The organism is Paraburkholderia sp. GAS348 (assembly GCF_050434205.1).
In the GTDB taxonomy this organism is placed as follows: Bacteria; Pseudomonadota; Gammaproteobacteria; order Burkholderiales; family Burkholderiaceae; genus Paraburkholderia.
The window spans coordinates 22560-38547 of record NZ_JBNPVT010000026.1; the positions used below are offsets into that span (position 1 = coordinate 22560).

General features: G+C 61.1%; 12 protein-coding genes. 3 read left to right on the forward strand and 9 right to left on the reverse strand.

The features are described 5' to 3' along the window. Positions 1-8: 8 nt before the first annotated feature. The 6 genes from P3T22_RS28740 to P3T22_RS28765 form a co-directional block, all read right to left on the reverse strand. Positions 9-1817, reverse strand: coding sequence for a S8 family serine peptidase (locus P3T22_RS28740; protein WP_158515279.1), 1809 nt, complete (start codon positions 1815-1817; stop codon positions 9-11). Positions 1818-2246: 429 nt separating this feature from the next. Further along, entirely contained in the window at positions 2247-3698 is a 1452-nt protein-coding gene (gene hydA / locus P3T22_RS28745; protein ID WP_063496706.1) for a dihydropyrimidinase, read from the reverse strand. 107 nt (positions 3699-3805) lie between these two features. Then, the gene (locus tag P3T22_RS28750; RefSeq protein WP_063496707.1) at positions 3806-5317 is read right to left on the reverse strand and encodes an NCS1 family nucleobase:cation symporter-1; all 1512 of its coding nucleotides are present in this window, start codon (positions 5315-5317) and stop codon (positions 3806-3808) included. 123 nt (positions 5318-5440) lie between these two features. Beyond that, a complete protein-coding gene (gene preA / locus P3T22_RS28755) occupies positions 5441-6775 on the reverse strand; it encodes an NAD-dependent dihydropyrimidine dehydrogenase subunit PreA (RefSeq protein ID WP_429326792.1) in 1335 nt (444 codons plus the stop codon). Between the two features lie 66 nt (positions 6776-6841). Then, on the reverse strand, positions 6842-8191 hold the full coding sequence (locus P3T22_RS28760) for an NAD(P)-dependent oxidoreductase (RefSeq protein ID WP_429326793.1): 1350 nt from the start codon (positions 8189-8191) through the stop codon (positions 6842-6844). Between the two features lie 136 nt (positions 8192-8327). Beyond that, positions 8328-9608, reverse strand: a complete 1281-nt coding sequence (locus tag P3T22_RS28765) for a Zn-dependent hydrolase (protein WP_063496710.1) — start codon at positions 9606-9608, stop codon at positions 8328-8330. Between the two features lie 301 nt (positions 9609-9909). Between P3T22_RS28765 and P3T22_RS28770 the strand changes: the two genes are divergently transcribed. From P3T22_RS28770 to P3T22_RS28780, 3 genes are all read left to right on the forward strand, one after another. Beyond that, positions 9910-10668 carry a TetR/AcrR family transcriptional regulator gene (locus P3T22_RS28770; RefSeq protein WP_082855083.1) on the forward strand — a complete coding sequence of 253 codons (759 nt, stop codon included), beginning with the start codon at positions 9910-9912 and terminating at the stop codon, positions 10666-10668. A 64-nt stretch (positions 10669-10732) separates the two neighbouring features. Then, on the forward strand, positions 10733-10969 hold the full coding sequence (locus P3T22_RS28775) for a type II toxin-antitoxin system Phd/YefM family antitoxin (protein ID WP_063496711.1): 237 nt from the start codon (positions 10733-10735) through the stop codon (positions 10967-10969). Then, positions 10966-11361, forward strand: coding sequence for a type II toxin-antitoxin system VapC family toxin (locus P3T22_RS28780; protein WP_429326794.1), 396 nt, complete (start codon positions 10966-10968; stop codon positions 11359-11361). The genes P3T22_RS28775 and P3T22_RS28780 overlap by 4 nt, the downstream gene beginning before the upstream one ends. Before the next feature lie 54 nt (positions 11362-11415). Here P3T22_RS28780 and boxA read toward each other — a convergent pair whose 3' ends face one another. The 3 genes from boxA to boxC form a co-directional block, all read right to left on the reverse strand. After that, positions 11416-12660 (reverse strand): benzoyl-CoA 2,3-epoxidase subunit BoxA, encoded by a 1245-nt coding sequence (gene boxA, locus P3T22_RS28785; RefSeq protein ID WP_429326795.1) that lies wholly within the window; start codon positions 12658-12660, stop codon positions 11416-11418. Positions 12661-12718: 58 nt separating this feature from the next. Continuing rightward, the gene (gene boxB, locus P3T22_RS28790) at positions 12719-14146 is read right to left on the reverse strand and encodes a benzoyl-CoA 2,3-epoxidase subunit BoxB (protein WP_429326796.1); all 1428 of its coding nucleotides are present in this window, start codon (positions 14144-14146) and stop codon (positions 12719-12721) included. A 96-nt stretch (positions 14147-14242) separates the two neighbouring features. Next, the gene (gene boxC, locus P3T22_RS28795) at positions 14243-15913 is read right to left on the reverse strand and encodes a 2,3-epoxybenzoyl-CoA dihydrolase (RefSeq protein WP_063496715.1); all 1671 of its coding nucleotides are present in this window, start codon (positions 15911-15913) and stop codon (positions 14243-14245) included. Positions 15914-15988: the final 75 nt, after the last annotated feature.

Genomic DNA, 15988 nt, shown 5'->3' on the forward strand with positions numbered 1-15988 from the left:
AAAGTAGGTCAGCGGCCATACACGCGCAATTGCGCACTGGCAAGTCGCGTCGGGAGCATGCCTTTCCGGGAGTTCGTATCAATCAATCGAACCTTCCAGACACCCTTTGCCGACTCTTCATTGAAGGCGTTGGAGGCCAACGTCAACGCGCTGACATCACGACTTTCATTCCAGAATGCGTTATAGGCGTTCGACAACACACTACGGGTACCCGCCGGCGATATCAGTTCCACCGCCAGATCCCGCATGCTGGCGTCCCTGAGCGAAAGCGTGAGTTGCACGGCCTCGATCCTGCCGATGTTGTTGCTGCTGTAGACCAGCGACGTGTCGACGCCGCTCGCGGAGCCGACTGGCACCACCACGCCCGGCTCGTCTTGTGCCGCCGCGTAGCGCAGTGCGTCACCCGTGCTGGTCATGCGTCCGGTCAGATGGTTCGTATAGGTTTTCGCCAATGCCACCGCGCGTGCCGAGTCCACGAGACCGAATCCGTAGAAATTGTCGAACCACAGTCCCGCAGCATTGCGCGTCCACGCGGGCTGCGGCGCATATTTTTCTCCCGATGGCAAAGTAACCTCTCCCGGCTTGCGATCCGCGTCAACGATCCTGGCCGTTTTCATCAAGATGTACCTGATATCACGCCATGTGAGGTTCGCATTGGCCTCGAGCATCAGGGCCACCACCGCGCTCACCATCGGGGCCGCGGAGGACGTGCCATTGAATAGCGAGGTGTAGTTGCACGTTGGATTAAACGCTTTGCCAGTCGCGGAATCCGGTTTGTCGAAGTCGTTGGCGGGCCTGTTATTCACGGCACGTTTGGCGTAGCCGCGAACACATCCCATCAGGTCGGATGTCACGATCGTGGGACCGCTCACCCCGCCATATTCGCCGCCGAACGCGGACACGAGCAAATTCGATCCGGCACTCGAGTAGCTCGAACGAACGCCACGGGCGTTGATTGCGCCGACAATGACTGCTTGCGGCACTGTTCCAAGCGGATCGGAATTGGCATTCGAGCACGTCACACCAGCCGCAACCGCATGGGCGCAATAGCTCGCGCTGCCAGCAACGCTGGCATAGGAATTGCCCGCCGATTTGACAAAAACAGCGCCCTTACCCTTGCGCAATTGTTCCAGTCCCTCGGCTGCAAGAGACTCGACTGATTGGCCCGGTACCAGCTCGAGCGGATAGATCGTCACACGCCCGAACGACCCGTTGAGCACATCCGCTCGACTCGAAAACGGCGCTCCGCCGAACGCGTCGAATGTGTCCCTCGCCCACGAATTGCGCGAGCCTGTGTATCCGATGAAGCGGGCGCCCCCCAGACGCACACCGGGCGCCACCCCTCGACCGCCCACCTGATTGTCGGCGATCGCACCGATGATGCCGGCGACCGACGTGCCATGTCCATTCTCCTGGACGGGCGTCGGATCGTGTGCATCCGGCGCGGCGGGATCGAAATTGTAGAGCATGTCCGGAGCGACATTGGCTGCAAGATCCTCGTGGGCGATCTCAAGACCGTCATCCAGCACGAGCACCTTTACGTCCTTGCCGGTCCATCCTGCGCCAAACGCTGTGTCGACGTTCAGATCCATGCCGGGCAAACCTGCGCCCATGGAAAATGCGCTTTGACCGGTGTTCTTCAAATGCCACTGATACTCCGCCAGTGGATCGCCAATTGGCCGCGCCTGCGCTAAATTCTGCGCGGAGTGCGCGACCGGGGCCGCACCCGACGGCGCATCCTCGACTGATCCATTACAGGCCGCCATAAAGCCACTCGCCAGCGCGACACCGACCGTACCCGCTCTAATACTCTTCATATTCGTCTCCACCGCAAGGCATGCAATCGACACGCATGGCCGGCACGCCGGCGGCCATGACAAGTACCCAATCGGGCCGCATAGCATGACAACCCATTGATCAACATAATTCTTTGGATACCTGAGTTAAATGATATGGCACGAGGCAATGCCCGCCCGTGGGTGGTTTTGTCTCAGCCTACCGGTTTCTGCAGGATGACTGGATATATGCGCGCCCTTAGAACGGCGGACTACGAAGTCGCTCCTGCGACGCGCAACACAGACGCTGTCAGCGGGCAAACGCGCGAGTCGCTATTCGAACGGGATGAAGCGCCGCGTCATACAGCCGGCGCTACTTGGAAGCGAGACAGCACGAACCGGCGCAGTGCGCCAGCTCGTGCAGGATGAGGTTGAATCGATAAAGACTTGCCAGGCTGTTCCGAATGCTGCTTACCGTTCCACCGGATGCGGCTCCTTCCGCTTATTGGCCACCCGGATCGCATCGAAGTAAGCCGGATTCGGCGGGCGTTTCAGATAACGCCCTGCACCCCGCACTGCCCGCAGCTCGCCATCGGTCCATGCCAGCGCGCCGCGCGTGAGCGTATGCATCGCCACGCCCTGCACCGTCATCCCTTCGAACACGTTGAAGTCGACCTTCTGATGATGCGTCTTCACCGAAATGGTTTTACTTGCCTGCGGATCCCACACGACCAGGTCGGCATCGGCGCCCACCTGTACCGCACCTTTGCGCGGATACAGGTTGAAAATCTGCGCGGCGTTAGTCGACGTGATACGCACGAATTCGTTCGGCGTGAGACGTCCCGAATTCACACCATGATGCCAAAGCACCGCCATGCGATCTTCAACGCCACCACAGCCGTTCGGGATCTTCGTAAAGTCTTCACGGCCCATCGCCTTCTGCGACGCGCAGAACACGCAGTGGTCGGTCGCGGTAGTGTGTAATTGGCCCGCTTGCAGACCCCGCCACAATGCCTCGCGATGCTCCGCGGAACGGAACGGCGGGCTCATCACGTGCGCTGCGGCGCGGGTCCAGTCGGGATCGCGATACACCGCTTCGTCGATCACCAGATGGCCCGGCAGCACTTCGCCGAACACGCGAAGGCCCTCGCTGCGGGCACGCGCGATCGCGTCGACCGCGTCTTTCGAGGACACGTGGACGATATACACCGGCACGCCCAACACCTGCGCGATGCGGATCGCCCGATTGGCAGCCTCGCCCTCCACCTCCGGCGGCCGCGACAGCGGGTGCGCCTCAGGACCCGTAAAGCCTTTTGCCAGCAACTGACGCTGCAACTGAAACACCAGTTCACCGTTTTCCGCATGCACGGTAGGCAGCGCACCGAGTTCGAGCGAACGCGAGAAACTGTTCACCAGCACTTCGTCATCGGCCATGATCGCGTTCTTGTAGGCCATGAAATGCTTGAAACTCGACACGCCGTGTTCGTGCACCAGCGTGCCCATGTCGCGATAGACCGAATCGTCCCACCACGTCACCGCGACGTGAAAGCCGTAGTCCGCCGACGCCTTTTCAGCCCAACCGCGCCATTCCTTGAAGGCCTCCATCAACGGTTGCTTCGGACTCGGAATCACGAAGTCGATAATGCTGGTCGTGCCGCCGGATAAACCCGCGGCGGTACCGGTATAGAAATCGTCGCTGGCCGTGGTACCCATGAACGGCAACTCCATGTGCGTATGCGGATCGATGCCGCCGGGCATCACGTACTGCCCGCCCGCATCGACGATGGTGGCGCCGGCCGGCGCCGCCAGGTCCGCTCCGATCTGCAGGATCGTACCGCCGTCCTGCGGGTCCGCACACAACACGTCCGCACGATACGTGTTGTCCGCGTCGATAATCGTGCCGCCGCGAATCAGGGTCGTCATGTTGCCGCCTCCTTATGAACTGCTGGTTTCGGTGCTACGTACTTCGTTCTGCTGGTGCACAGTTCGTGCACTCGTTCATTCACTCGCTCCCGCATACTCAGACACACTCAGGCACTCGCCACGCGCGCGCTCGGTCCTTTGCTCAGCTTCATCCACGCGCTGTATACGATCGACGCCAACGCCAGTCCGACAAACCAGGCATAGGTATAGAGCGTGTTGAAAATCGCCGGCACATTCGGGAACGATGCCGGAAACGCGGTGTGCAAAAAGCCCGGCAGATTCGGCAGCACGCCGATCACGAGCGCCACCACCGCGCCGATATTCCAGCCGCCGGTGTAGCTGTACTCGCCATGCTCGTCGAACAGTTCACGCGGATCCAGCCGTGTGCCGCGAATCAGGAAGTAGTCGACCATCAGAATGCCCGCCACCGGACCGAGCAAAGCCGAGTAACCGACCAGCCACGTGAAAATATAGCCCTGCGTGGTGGCGAGAATCTTCCACGGCATCATCACAATGGCGATGGTCGCGGTAATCATGCCGCCGACACGATACGAAATACCTTTCGGCCACAGGCTCGAAAAGTCATACGCCGGGCCGACGAGATTCGCCGCCAGATTGCAGCACATCGTATCCAGCGTCAGGATGATCAACGCAAGGCCGACGCCGATGCCGGTCATGCGGCTCGTCAGATCGATCGGGTCCCAGATCGCCTTGCCATAGATCACCACGGTCGCCGACGTCACCACCACGGAAATCACCGAGAGCAGCGCCATCGGTATCGGCAGACCCACCGACTGGCCAATGATCTGATCACGCTGTGTTTTGGCAAAGCGTGTGAAGTCGGGGATATTCAGCGCCAGCGTCGCCCAGAAACCCACCATCGCCGTGAGGCCGGGCCAGAAGGTCGCCCAGAACAGGCCTTCCTTCTTTCCACCCGCCACGAACTGCGACGGTGCGGACAGCATCGAGCCGAGGCCGCCCGCCTTCGAGGTGGCCCACCACACCAGCGCGATACACATCACGATCTTGATCGGCGCGGACCAGCTTTCGAGCCAGCGAATCGAATCGGTGCCGTGCACGATGAAGTAGATCTGCAATGCCCAGAACACGAGGAAACACGCGAGCTGCGCAAGCGAGATGTCGAGGAACGGCAAGGCCGCACCGTGCAGCGCGTTGCCGGTCAGAATGTTCAGCAGCGTGTAGATCGCGCTGCCGCCAAGCCATGTCTGAATGCCGTACCAGCCACACGCGACGATCGCCCGCAGCATCGCCGGCAGTTTCGCGCCTTGTGTGCCGAAGGAGGAGCGCACCAGCACTGCATACGGAATGCCGTGCTTCGCGCCCGCATGCCCGATCAGCAGCATCGGCACCAGCACGATCAGATTGCCGAGCAGCACGGTCGCCACTGCCTGCCACGGCGACATGCCCTCCTCCGTCAAGCCGGCCGCGAGCATGTACGACGCGATGTTCATCACCATGCCGACCCAGAGCGCGGCAAAGTGATACCACCGCCACGTGCGCTGTGCGACGCCGGTCGGCGCAAGGTCATCGTTATAAAGACTGCTGCCCTGCGCGCCGGCCGCAAACTGCGGATCGACGGATTGCACTGTCTGCTTCATCGAAAGATCTCCACTGATCGTTGAGGCCTGCGCGGCTTCTGGCGGCGCGTCAGGCCTTGGGGAAAACTACAGGTTCAGTACAAGCGCTTCGCTTTGTTTCGTTTCCTACAGGTAGCTCATGTTTCAGGCTGCTTTTGCTGCATGGGCATGGGCGTGCTCTGCGGTTTCAGCCGCGTCCGACGTGTCGCTTTCACCGGCATTCACCCGCGCAGGGTTGTTCGGATGCGTGGTCCAGTTCGCGTACTCGCCGCTGTCCACACGCTCCATCGTGATGCACTGCTCGACCGGGCACACATGCATGCACAGATTACAGCCGACACACTCGGAGTCCATCACTTCAAAATGCCGGACGCCATCTTTTTCTTTCATGATCGCCTGGTGAGCCGTGTCTTCACAGGCGATATGGCAGAGGCCGCACTGGATGCATTTGTCCTGATCGATGCGCGCCTTGATGTCGTATTTGAGGTTCAGGTACTTCCAGTCGGTGACGTTCGGCACGGCGCGGCCGCGAATGTCGTCGAGCGTCGCATAGCCTTTTTCGTCCATCCAGTTCGAAAGACCGTCCGCGAGATCGGAGACGATGCGGAATCCATAGTGCATCGCCGCCGTGCAGACCTGCACGCTGCCCGCGCCGAGCACCATGAATTCGGCCGCATCGCGCCATGTCGAAATGCCGCCGATACCGGAGATCGGCAGATTCGGCGTTTCCACGTCGCGGGCGATTTCGGCCACCATGTTCAATGCGATCGGCTTGACCGCCGGTCCGCAATAGCCGCCGTGCGTGCCTTTGCCGTCGACCATCGGCAACGGCGACATCGCATCGAGATCGACCGCGACGATCGAGTTGATCGTGTTGATCAGCGACACGCCGTCCGCGCCGCCTTTATAGGCCGCGCGCGAACCGAGGCGGATGTCGCTGATATTCGGCGTGAGTTTGACGAGGCACGGCAGCTTCGAGCCCTCCTTGACCCAGCGCGTGACCATCTCGACGTACTCGGGCACCTGCCCCACCGCCGCACCCATGCCGCGCTCGCTCATGCCGTGCGGGCAGCCGAAATTCAGTTCGACCGCATCGGCGCCGGTGTCTTCGACGAGCGGCAAAATCCACTTCCAGTCGCGCTCGTTGCACGGCACCATGAGCGAGACGATCATCGCGCGGTCTGGCCAGTCGCGTTTGACCTGGGCGATTTCTTTCAGGTTGACGTCCAGCGGACGGTCGGTGATCAGTTCGATGTTGTTCAGGCCCGCGATGCGCTGGCCGTTCCATTGCACTGCGCCATAGCGCGAACTGACGTTCACTACATGTGGGTCGAGGCCCAGCGTCTTCCACACGACCCCGCCCCAGCCCGCTTCGAACGCGCGGTTCACGTTATAGGCTTTGTCGGTCGGCGGCGCGGAGGCGAGCCAGAAAGGATTCGGCGACGTAATGCCGGCAATCGTACAGCGCAAATCGGCCATGTTCGGCTCCTTGGGGACTGCTGTTTTTTGTCTGATGGGATGCGTGGCTTAAGTGACTTGAGTGGCTCAGGCGGCTTTGACGGCTGTGCGGGCAAACTGGGCGTCAATCGCCGCGGCGGCGATCTTGCCGTCCTGCACCGCTTGTACCGTCAGATCGATCCCACCCGTCGCCGCGCAATCGCCACCCGCCCATACGCCTGGCAGCGAGGTTTGTCCGTTTGCATCGACCGCGATACGGCTGCCGTCCAGCGTCAACAGTTCGCGCTCGATACCGACCGGCACCAGCGTCTGGCCGATTGCCTTGAGCACCATGTCGGCCCCGACCACGAAGCGCTCCTGATCGCCATCGCTTGACTTGCGTTCGAATTCGACACCTGTCACCACGCCGCCTGCTCCGATCAAACGCACCGGCGTTGCGTACGTGACAAGTGTGACGCCGTTGGTCTGCGCGAAATCGCGCTCGGCCCACGTCGCGCTCATCGACTCGACGCCGCGGCGATACACCATCGTCACCGAGGTCGCGCCGAGCTTGTGGCTTTGCACGGCGGCATCCACTGCCGTATTGCCGCCGCCGATCACGACGACCCGGCGGCCCACCGGCACCGTGCCGAAGTCAGCCGCGGTGCGCACCTGTTCGATGAAATCCACTGCGTTCATCACGCCACTCAGGTCCTCGCCCTCCATCGCCAATGCGCGCACGCCCGTGAGACCGATCGCGAGGAAGACCGCATCGTATTGCTTGCGCAGCGCATCGAGATCCACGTCACGTCCCAGCGCTACGCCGTGCCTGATCTCGATGCCGCCGATCGAGCACAGCCACGCCACTTCTCGCTGCGCAAAATCGTCAACGGTTTTATAGGCAGCAATGCCGTATTCGTTCAGACCGCCGGCTTTCTCGTGGGCGTCGTAAACGGTCACGTTATGGCCCGCCAACGCAAGCCGATGCGCACACGCAAGTCCGGCCGGTCCCGCCCCGACCACGGCGACATGCCGCCCCGTTTCAGCCGCGCGCTTGAACAGCACCTCGCCGCGCGCCATCGCCCAATCGGTCGCATGACGTTGCAACGCGCCGATCGCCACCGGCTTCGCGTCCTGATGGTTGCGCACGCAAGCACCCTCGCACAGAATCTCGGTCGGGCAAACGCGCGCGCACATGCCGCCCATCGGATTCGCCGACAGAATGTCGACGGCCGCTCCCTTCAGATTGCCGTTGCTGATCTTGCGAATGAAACTGGGAATGTCGATCTGCGTCGGACACGCGTTCACGCACGGCGCGTCGTAACAGTAATGACAGCGGCTCGCCGCCGCGGCCGCGGCACTCGCGTCGAGCAACGGCGCGATATCGGAGAACTCGCACGAGAGTTGATCGGCCGATAGGCGCTGAGCCGCAATATCGCCGGTTTGCTTGATGGCCATACACGTTCCTTCTTCGATGTGAGGACGTAGCCGGTCCCACCGGCTGCGCTGAAGCGGAGCCGGGGCGGCATGTTTTATGGGCACTACGGTGAGGCTGGTGAATCAACCACAAACCGCAACCGCTACTGCGAAAGCGTTATGAAACCGGCTCGCACGCTCTTCCGAGCATGGCGTGCAGCAAGACGTTAGCGCCCGCTTCGATCCATTCGAAGGTGGCGTCCTCGATCTCGTTGTGACTGATCCCGTCGACGCACGGCACGAACACCATTGAAGTCGGCGCGACTTGCGACAGATAGCAGGCGTCGTGTCCCGCACCGGACACCATGTTGCGATGCGAATAGCCGAAGCGTTCGGCCGCGGCGCGCACGGACTTCACGCAGGCTTCGTCGAAAGCGACCGGCGCGTAGTAAAAGATCTGCTCGAGTTCGGTTTCCAGACCGATGCCGCCCGCGATATCCGCCACGCCTTGCCGCAACGCGGCATCCATCTTCGCGAGCACCGCGTCGTCGGGATGACGGAAGTCAACGGTGAAGAACACGCGGCCCGGAATCACATTGCGCGAGTTCGGATAGACCTGCATCATGCCGACCGTCGCGCAGCCGAATGGCGCGTTATCCAGCCCGATGCGATTGACCAGATCGACCACGCGCGCGGCTCCGAGCAAAGCATCGCGACGGCGCGGCATCGGCGTCGGACCCGCATGCGCCTCTTGCCCCGTCAGCGTGATTTCGTACCAGCGCTGACCTTGCGCATCGGTCACCACGCCAATGGTTTTTTGCTCGGCTTCGAGAATCGGCCCTTGTTCGATGTGCAATTCGAACGCGGCATGCAACGGACGGCCACCGCAAGGCAGATCGCCCGCATAGCCGATGCGTTTGAGCTCCTCGCCGATGGTCTTGCCGTCCACGTCTTTGCGCGAGAGGCCATAGTCCAGCGTGAAGACACCGGCGAACACCCCCGAGGCAACCATAGCGGGCGCGAAGCGCGAGCCTTCTTCGTTGGTCCAGATCACCACTTCGACCGGATGCTCGGTCTCGATGCCGTGATCGTTCAGACTGCGGATCACTTCGAGTCCTCCGAGCACGCCGTAGATGCCGTCGAAACGGCCGCCGGTCGGCTGCGAGTCCGCGTGCGAGCCGGTCATGACCGGCAGCGCATCGGGATTGCGCCCGGCGCGGCGCATGAACACATTGCCCATCTGATCGACACTGACCGTGCAACCCGCTTCCTTCGCCCAACTGACGATCAGGTCGCGCCCCTGCTTGTCGAGGTCGGTCAGCGCCAGCCGGCAGACACCGCCTTTGGGCGTCGCGCCGATCTTCGCCATCGTCATCAAGCTGTCCCACAGCCGCTTGCCGTCGACCCTGATCGACGTAGCGGGTTCTGCCTGCTTCAGCGCTTCGGATACCGCGTTCATTCGTCTCGCTCCTTTCGGTGAATCGACATGAAACTGGTGCATGGGCGGCGGGTTTGGGGCGTGGCCGCACGGCGGCGGTGCACACTCGATCCCTTCGACTGCCTCTTATACAGAGGGCAAACCCTAGGGCATCGCCCGCTCTCTCAATCCTGTCCAGTTGGACAGGTTGTAGACGATTAAGCCCGCCAAATCAACACCTTTCGTACGGTGGGAAACATAGCGAGAAGCGTGCCATTGCACTGCAGCACGGATTTTTCGACGGCCTCGATTGCGCGTGTCCATCCGCGCTCAAACGACTAGAATGAAGCGCGACGCGGCACACATGCCGATGAAGGCCAACATGAGAGACAACAGCGTGGCTGCCGACATCACGGAAAACGACGAGACACTGGACGAAACGCGCGCACCTTTGCGGCGGCGCAAGGCGCATATTCGCGAGTCGAATGAAGCGCATTTATTGGCGTGCGCCGAAGCGGTTTTCGCCGAGCGAGGACTCGACGGAACCAGCACGGCGATGATCGCGGAACGCGCAGGCTTACCGAAAGCTAACCTGCATTACTACTTCCCGACAAAACTCGCGTTGTACCGGCGTGTGCTGGAAGACCTGTTCGAAGACTGGCACCGCGCGGCGGATACGTTCGAATGCAGCGACGATCCTGTCGAAGCGATCGGCGGATACGTACGCGCGAAAATGGAGTTGTCGCGCCGCCGGCCATTAGGTTCGAAGGTATGGGCGAGCGAGATCATCCACGGCGCGGAGCATATGGAGGACATTCTCACGGGGCGCGTGAAGCCGTGGCTGGACAGCAGGGTGAAGGTCATCGACGACTGGATCGCACGCGGGCTGCTGGCGCCGGTCAACGCACAAACTCTGATGTACATGATCTGGGCGACTACCCAGCACTACGCCGACTTCGACGCGCAGATTCGCGCGCTCAAAGGCAAGCGCGCGCTGACGCAGAAAGCGTTCGAAGCGACGACGGAGGAAGTCGTGCAGTTGGTGATTCGGGCGTGTGGGGCGGTGTCGCCGGCGCAAGGCAAAGGATCAGTCGATCAATGACTATATCCATCTAGTCATTTTTGAGTACAATAGTGACTATAGGCACATGACTATAGGAGCTATCATGCAAGGCAATCTGGTATCGAAGTCTGAATTCAAGGCCAAGGCGCTCGAATTGTTCCGGCAAGTGGAGGCGTCCGGCGAAAGCTTGATTGTCACCGACCACGGCAAGCCAGCGCTTGAAGTGCGGCCCTATCGCGGCGTAGAACGCAGTCCACTAGACGTGCTACGCGGCTCAGTCGTGCGTTACGACAACCCTACCACTCCCGTTGGAGAAGACGACTGGGAGGCGGCGCAGTGATCGTTCTGGACACCCATACTCTGGTCTGGTGGGTCACCGGCGATTCGACGTTAAGCAAGAAAGCAAAAACTGCCATCGCGCACGAAATGGCCGGCGGGGAAATCGTTGTGTCGGCTATTTCCGCATGGGAAATAGCCATGCTGGTGGAGCGAGAGAGGCTCCTACTCTCGATGGATGTCAGCAGTTGGCTCGCCACCGTCTCGGCAATCGAAGCTGTACGCTTTATACCTGTCGATGTGGAAATCGCAACGAAGTCCGTCGATCTTCCCGGTGAGTTCCATAAGGACCCAGCCGACAGGATGATCGTGGCAACCGCACGCAAGTTTGCCGTACCGCTAGTGACAAAAGACGAAAAAATTCGCGCGTATCGGCACGTTAAAACGATCTGGTAAAAGCCGCTTGGCCCGCAAAGCATGCGGGCCCACTCTCGGCCGGACGCTAGCCGATCAATACGTCTCCAGATGCAACCGCCCTTCCCGCTTCAACTTCGTCCACAACGCTTCCCAGTCGAGCTGGTGCTGTTCGCCGATATCCTTCAGCGCCTGCAGCACGCCGTCTTCCATACCCTTCAACCCGCACACGTAGATATGCGTGTTGTCGTCCTTGAGCATGTGCGCGACGTCGGCCGCGCGCTCGCGCATCGCGTCCTGCACATAGCGCCTGGGCTGCCCCGGCGTGCGCGAAAACGCCAGATTCGTGTCGATGAAATCCTTCGGCAGATTCGTCAGCGGCCCGAAGTACGGCAACTCTTCTTTCGTACGCGCGCCGAAGAACAGCATCAGCTTGCCGGTTGCGCCTTTCAGACGACGCCGCCTGCGATACTCGGTCATCGCGCGCATCGGCGCTGAACCGGTGCCGGTGCAAATCATCAGCAGATGCGAGTTCGGATGATTCGGCATCAGGAAGGTGCCGCCGAACGGTCCGATTACGCTCACCACGTCGCCCTTCTTCAGATCGCACAGATAATTCGAGCAAATCCCATCGAGCGCGTCGCCGTGCTGCCGGGAAACGCGCTTCACGGTGAGAGACACGTTGTTATAGCCGGGCCGTTCGCCGTCGCGCGGGCTCGCGATGGAGTACTGCCGCGCGTGATGCGTGCGGCCGTCCGCGGCCGCTCCCGGCGGCAGGATACCGATCGACTGGCCCTCCAGCACAGGGAAAGGCATCGAACCGAAATCGAGCACGATGTGATGGATGTCGCTATCGGTCGATCCGTCGGTGAGCCGGTAGTTGCCGACCACCGTCGCGGTAGTCGGCGCCTTGTGCGTATAAAGATTCACGTACGGTTTCGCCGCGGACCATGGCGGGACCACCGACCCGCGCACGGTATCGACTTCAATACCGCTTGCATCCGTCGGCGCATCGACTGACGCTCCCGCCGCGACCGATTCATCTTCAGCAGCCGGCACGGCCATCGTGTTCTGCTCAGGCAGCACGTCCCATTTGAACTGCTCGTCGATGGAATACGCATCGGCCTTCAACACGGTGCGCCAGTTATCGATCGCGCCGGTCGGACACGGCGGCACGCACGCCATGCAGCCATTGCAGACATCCGCCTTGACCACGTAATTGTTCTCGTCGTGCGTGATCGCATCGACCGGGCAAGTCTCTTCGCAGGTATTGCAGCGAATGCAGATTTCCGGATCGATCAGATGCTGCCTGAGAACTTCGATCGATACTGGGCCGTTCATGACTTCCTCCACCCTATATTCGTGCGAATACGACGCCGCACGTTGTTAATCGCCGTACTCAGTTAAAGCGCACGTATTCGAAATCGACCGACTGACGGTTCACGCCCATTGCCGGCGGCGCAATCCAGTTCGCGAACTTGCCGGGCTCGGTCACGCGGCCCATCAGCGAAGCGACATACGCGCGGTCTTCCGGCGAGGCGAGCCACTTCGCTTCATTCGCGGCCCATTCGGTCTCGCTGATCACACGGCCATCCGGCGATATACGGGTGCCGGCAAACGTGCCGATCTGCCGGTTGAACGCCTTATGCGGCACCGTCATGCGGAAATCGATGCCGGCCTTTTCGAGCACCTTGTTCCAGCGGCCAACGCCCGCCACCGAATCTTTAATGTAGTCGTCGCGCAGCACTTCATTCATGGCGTTGAGCATCGGCACTTCGCGCTCGACGAGTTTGCCGTCCTGCACGTCGAGCAGCTTGTAGCTTTGACCGTTCAGTTGATGATCGTCGTCGCGCTTGTTCTCTTCATAGCGGCCCTTCAGGCCCGAGCTATAGAACGTGGCCGCATTCGAAGAATGATCGGCGCCGAACAGGTCGATCGTCACCGAGTAATGGAAATTCAGATAACGCTGGATGGTCGGCAGATCGATCACGCCGGCCGCGCGAATCTTCGCGACGTCGTCCGTACCCAGCTCGTTCATCACTTGCGCGGTGCGCTGGATCACGCGCGACACCCCCGATTCGCCGACGAACATGTGATGCGCTTCTTCGGTCAGCATGAACCTGGTGGTGCGCGCCAGCGGATCGAAACCCGACTCGGCGAGTGCCGACAACTGGAACTTGCCGTCGCGGTCGGTAAAGTACGTGAACATGTAGAACGCGAGCCAGTCCGGCGTTTTCTCGTTGAAGGCACCGAGAATGCGCGGATTGTCTGCGTCGCCCGAACGGCGGCCGAGCAGTGCTTCGGCTTCTTCACGTCCATCGCGGCCGAAGTAGCGATGCAGCAGATACACCATCGCCCAAAGGTGGCGGCCTTCTTCCACGTTCACCTGAAACAGGTTGCGCAAGTCGTACATCGACGGTGCGGTCAAACCCAGATGCCGCTGCTGCTCGACCGAAGCTGGCTCCGTATCGCCTTGTGTCACGATGATGCGACGCAGATTCGCGCGATGCTCGCCGGGCACGTCCTGCCATGCCGCCTCGCCCTTGTGCTCGCCGAAGTGAATCTTGCGGTCCTGCTCGCCGGGCGTGAGGAAAATGCCCCAGCGATAGTCCGGCATCTTCACGTGATCGAAGTGCGCCCAACCGCCGGCGTCGACGCTCACCGCCGTGCGCAGATACACGTCATAGCCGTGCGAGCCTTCCGGGCCCATATCGCCCCACCACGACAGAAAATTCGGCTGCCACTGTTCGAGTGCGCGTTGCAGTGCGCGGTCGTCCGCGAGATTGACGTTGTTCGGAATCTTTTCGCTGTAGTTGATCGATGACATGGTCGGTTCCCTGGTCGGAATACAGAGCTTGCGGATGAGAGGCGCGTATCAGGCAGGCGGCGTTTTTTCAGTTACGTTGCGTCGCGTCGGAAAGAATCAAACGCGCGAGACGTCGAATTGCGCCTTGCTGCCCTTGCCATACACCTTGAGCGCGCCCTTCTCGCCCACTGCGTTCGGCCGATTGAAAATCCAGTTCTGCCAGGCGGTGAGACGCCCGAAAATACGGGTCTCCATCGTTTCCGGGCCGTTGAAGCGCAGATTCGCTTCCAGACCGGTCAAGGCATCCGGCGACATCGCCGCGCGCTCTTCGAGCGCGATGCGGATTTCGTCGGCCCAATCGATATCGTCGGGCGACGCGGTCACGAGGCCAAGACGCTCGGCTTCAACAGGCTTGAGCGCCTCGCCGATCTTCGAGCGCACCGCGTCGAGCGGCTCGACCTCTTCATAGAAGCGACGGGCAAGCCGCGATTGATGCGTGACCATCGGATAGAGACCGAAGTTGACTTCCGACAGCGTGATCGCCGGTTCTTCGTCTTCGTTGCCCGGCAGTGCCGCCATATAACTCCGGTCGGCGGCGAACGCGAGTTCCGCGAAGGTGCCTGCAAAGCACGAGCCCGGTTCGATCAACGCGAACAGCGACCGCGACGACACGTCGATACGCGCCAAGGTGCGGCGCAGCAGGCCGATGGTTTCGCGCACGAACCAGTGGTCCTTGTGCTGCATCAGCGTGGCATCGGCAGCGAGCACGTTACGGGCATCACCTTCAGTCTTGAAGACCCAGGTGCCGATGTTGAGTTCGTTAGTGCGCATCGACAGGATCGCGTCGTCGAGTTCGCGTGCGAACTGCAGCGGCCACCAGTTCGTGCCGGCAGCGACGATCGCGTCGATCTCCGTGGGTTGTCCGGCTTGCGGGGCTTTCGCCGTGAAGGTGGCGATCCGCTTCGCACGATCGATCGTGATGTCGAGCGTTTTATAAGTCAGGCCGTCTTCGCGGTCGGTGCGTTCGATCCGCGTGAGCACCACGCCTTGCGCGTCCGCCGGACGATCGCTTTGTTCCGCGAGTTCGAGCGCGCGTGCCTGAATCGTTTGGTCGAACTGATTCGGCTTCACGACTTCATCCACGAGACGCCATGCTTTCGCCCGCTCACCGCGAATGCCTTCGACCACCGTGCAGAAAATGTCCGCACGATCGTGACGCACCTTGCGTTTATCCGTGACGCGCGTCAGGCCGCCCGTGCCCGGCAGCACGCCCAGCAGCGGCACTTCCGGCAGCGATACCGACGACGAGCGGTCATCCACCAGATAGATTTCGTCGCAGGCGAGCGCGAGTTCATAACCGCCACCGGCGCACGCACCGTTCACGGCAGCGAGAAACTTCAGACCCGAATGACGCGACGAATCTTCGAGACCGTTGCGCGTTTCGTTGGTGAACTTGCAGAAGTTGACCTTCCAGGCATGCGTGGACAGGCCCAGCATGAAGATGTTCGCGCCTGAGCAGAACACGCGGTCTTTCAGGCTCGTCAGCACCACTGTTTTGACTTCGGGATGCTCGAAGCGGATGCGCTGTATCGCGTCGTGCAGCTCGATATCGACGCCGAGGTCGTATGAATTCAGCTTCAGCTTGTAGCCGTCACGGATGCCGCCGTCCTCGGCGATGTCGATACCGAGGGTCGCGACGGGACCGTTGAAACTCAGCTTCCAATGCTTGTACTTCGAGGGATCGGTGCGGTAGTCGACTGGCGCGATTGCGGTTTCTGGCGTGGACATGGGGCGTCTCCTGACTGGACGATGCAAAACTTGTTTTTTGAACAATAGTGCACCGCAATACCCATGTAAAGCACT

Bases quoted from the DNA above. Each gene is read 5' to 3' on its own strand.
- P3T22_RS28740 (WP_158515279.1), bottom strand. From the start codon at position 1,817: ATGAAGAGTATTAGAGCGGGTACGGTCGGTGTCGCGCTGGCGAGTGGC.
- hydA (WP_063496706.1), bottom strand. From the start codon at position 3,698: ATGACGACCCTGATTCGCGGCGGCACGATTATCGACGCGGACAACACG.
- P3T22_RS28750 (WP_063496707.1), bottom strand. From the start codon at position 5,317: ATGAAGCAGACAGTGCAATCCGTCGATCCGCAGTTTGCGGCCGGCGCG.
- preA (WP_429326792.1), bottom strand. From the start codon at position 6,775: ATGGCCGATTTGCGCTGTACGATTGCCGGCATTACGTCGCCGAATCCT.
- P3T22_RS28760 (WP_429326793.1), bottom strand. From the start codon at position 8,191: ATGGCCATCAAGCAAACCGGCGATATTGCGGCTCAGCGCCTATCGGCC.
- P3T22_RS28765 (WP_063496710.1), bottom strand. From the start codon at position 9,608: ATGAACGCGGTATCCGAAGCGCTGAAGCAGGCAGAACCCGCTACGTCG.
- P3T22_RS28770 (WP_082855083.1), top strand. From the start codon at position 9,910: ATGAAGCGCGACGCGGCACACATGCCGATGAAGGCCAACATGAGAGAC.
- P3T22_RS28775 (WP_063496711.1), top strand. From the start codon at position 10,733: ATGCAAGGCAATCTGGTATCGAAGTCTGAATTCAAGGCCAAGGCGCTC.
- boxA (WP_429326795.1), bottom strand. From the start codon at position 12,660: ATGAACGGCCCAGTATCGATCGAAGTTCTCAGGCAGCATCTGATCGAT.
- boxB (WP_429326796.1), bottom strand. From the start codon at position 14,146: ATGTCATCGATCAACTACAGCGAAAAGATTCCGAACAACGTCAATCTC.
- boxC (WP_063496715.1), bottom strand. From the start codon at position 15,913: ATGTCCACGCCAGAAACCGCAATCGCGCCAGTCGACTACCGCACCGAT.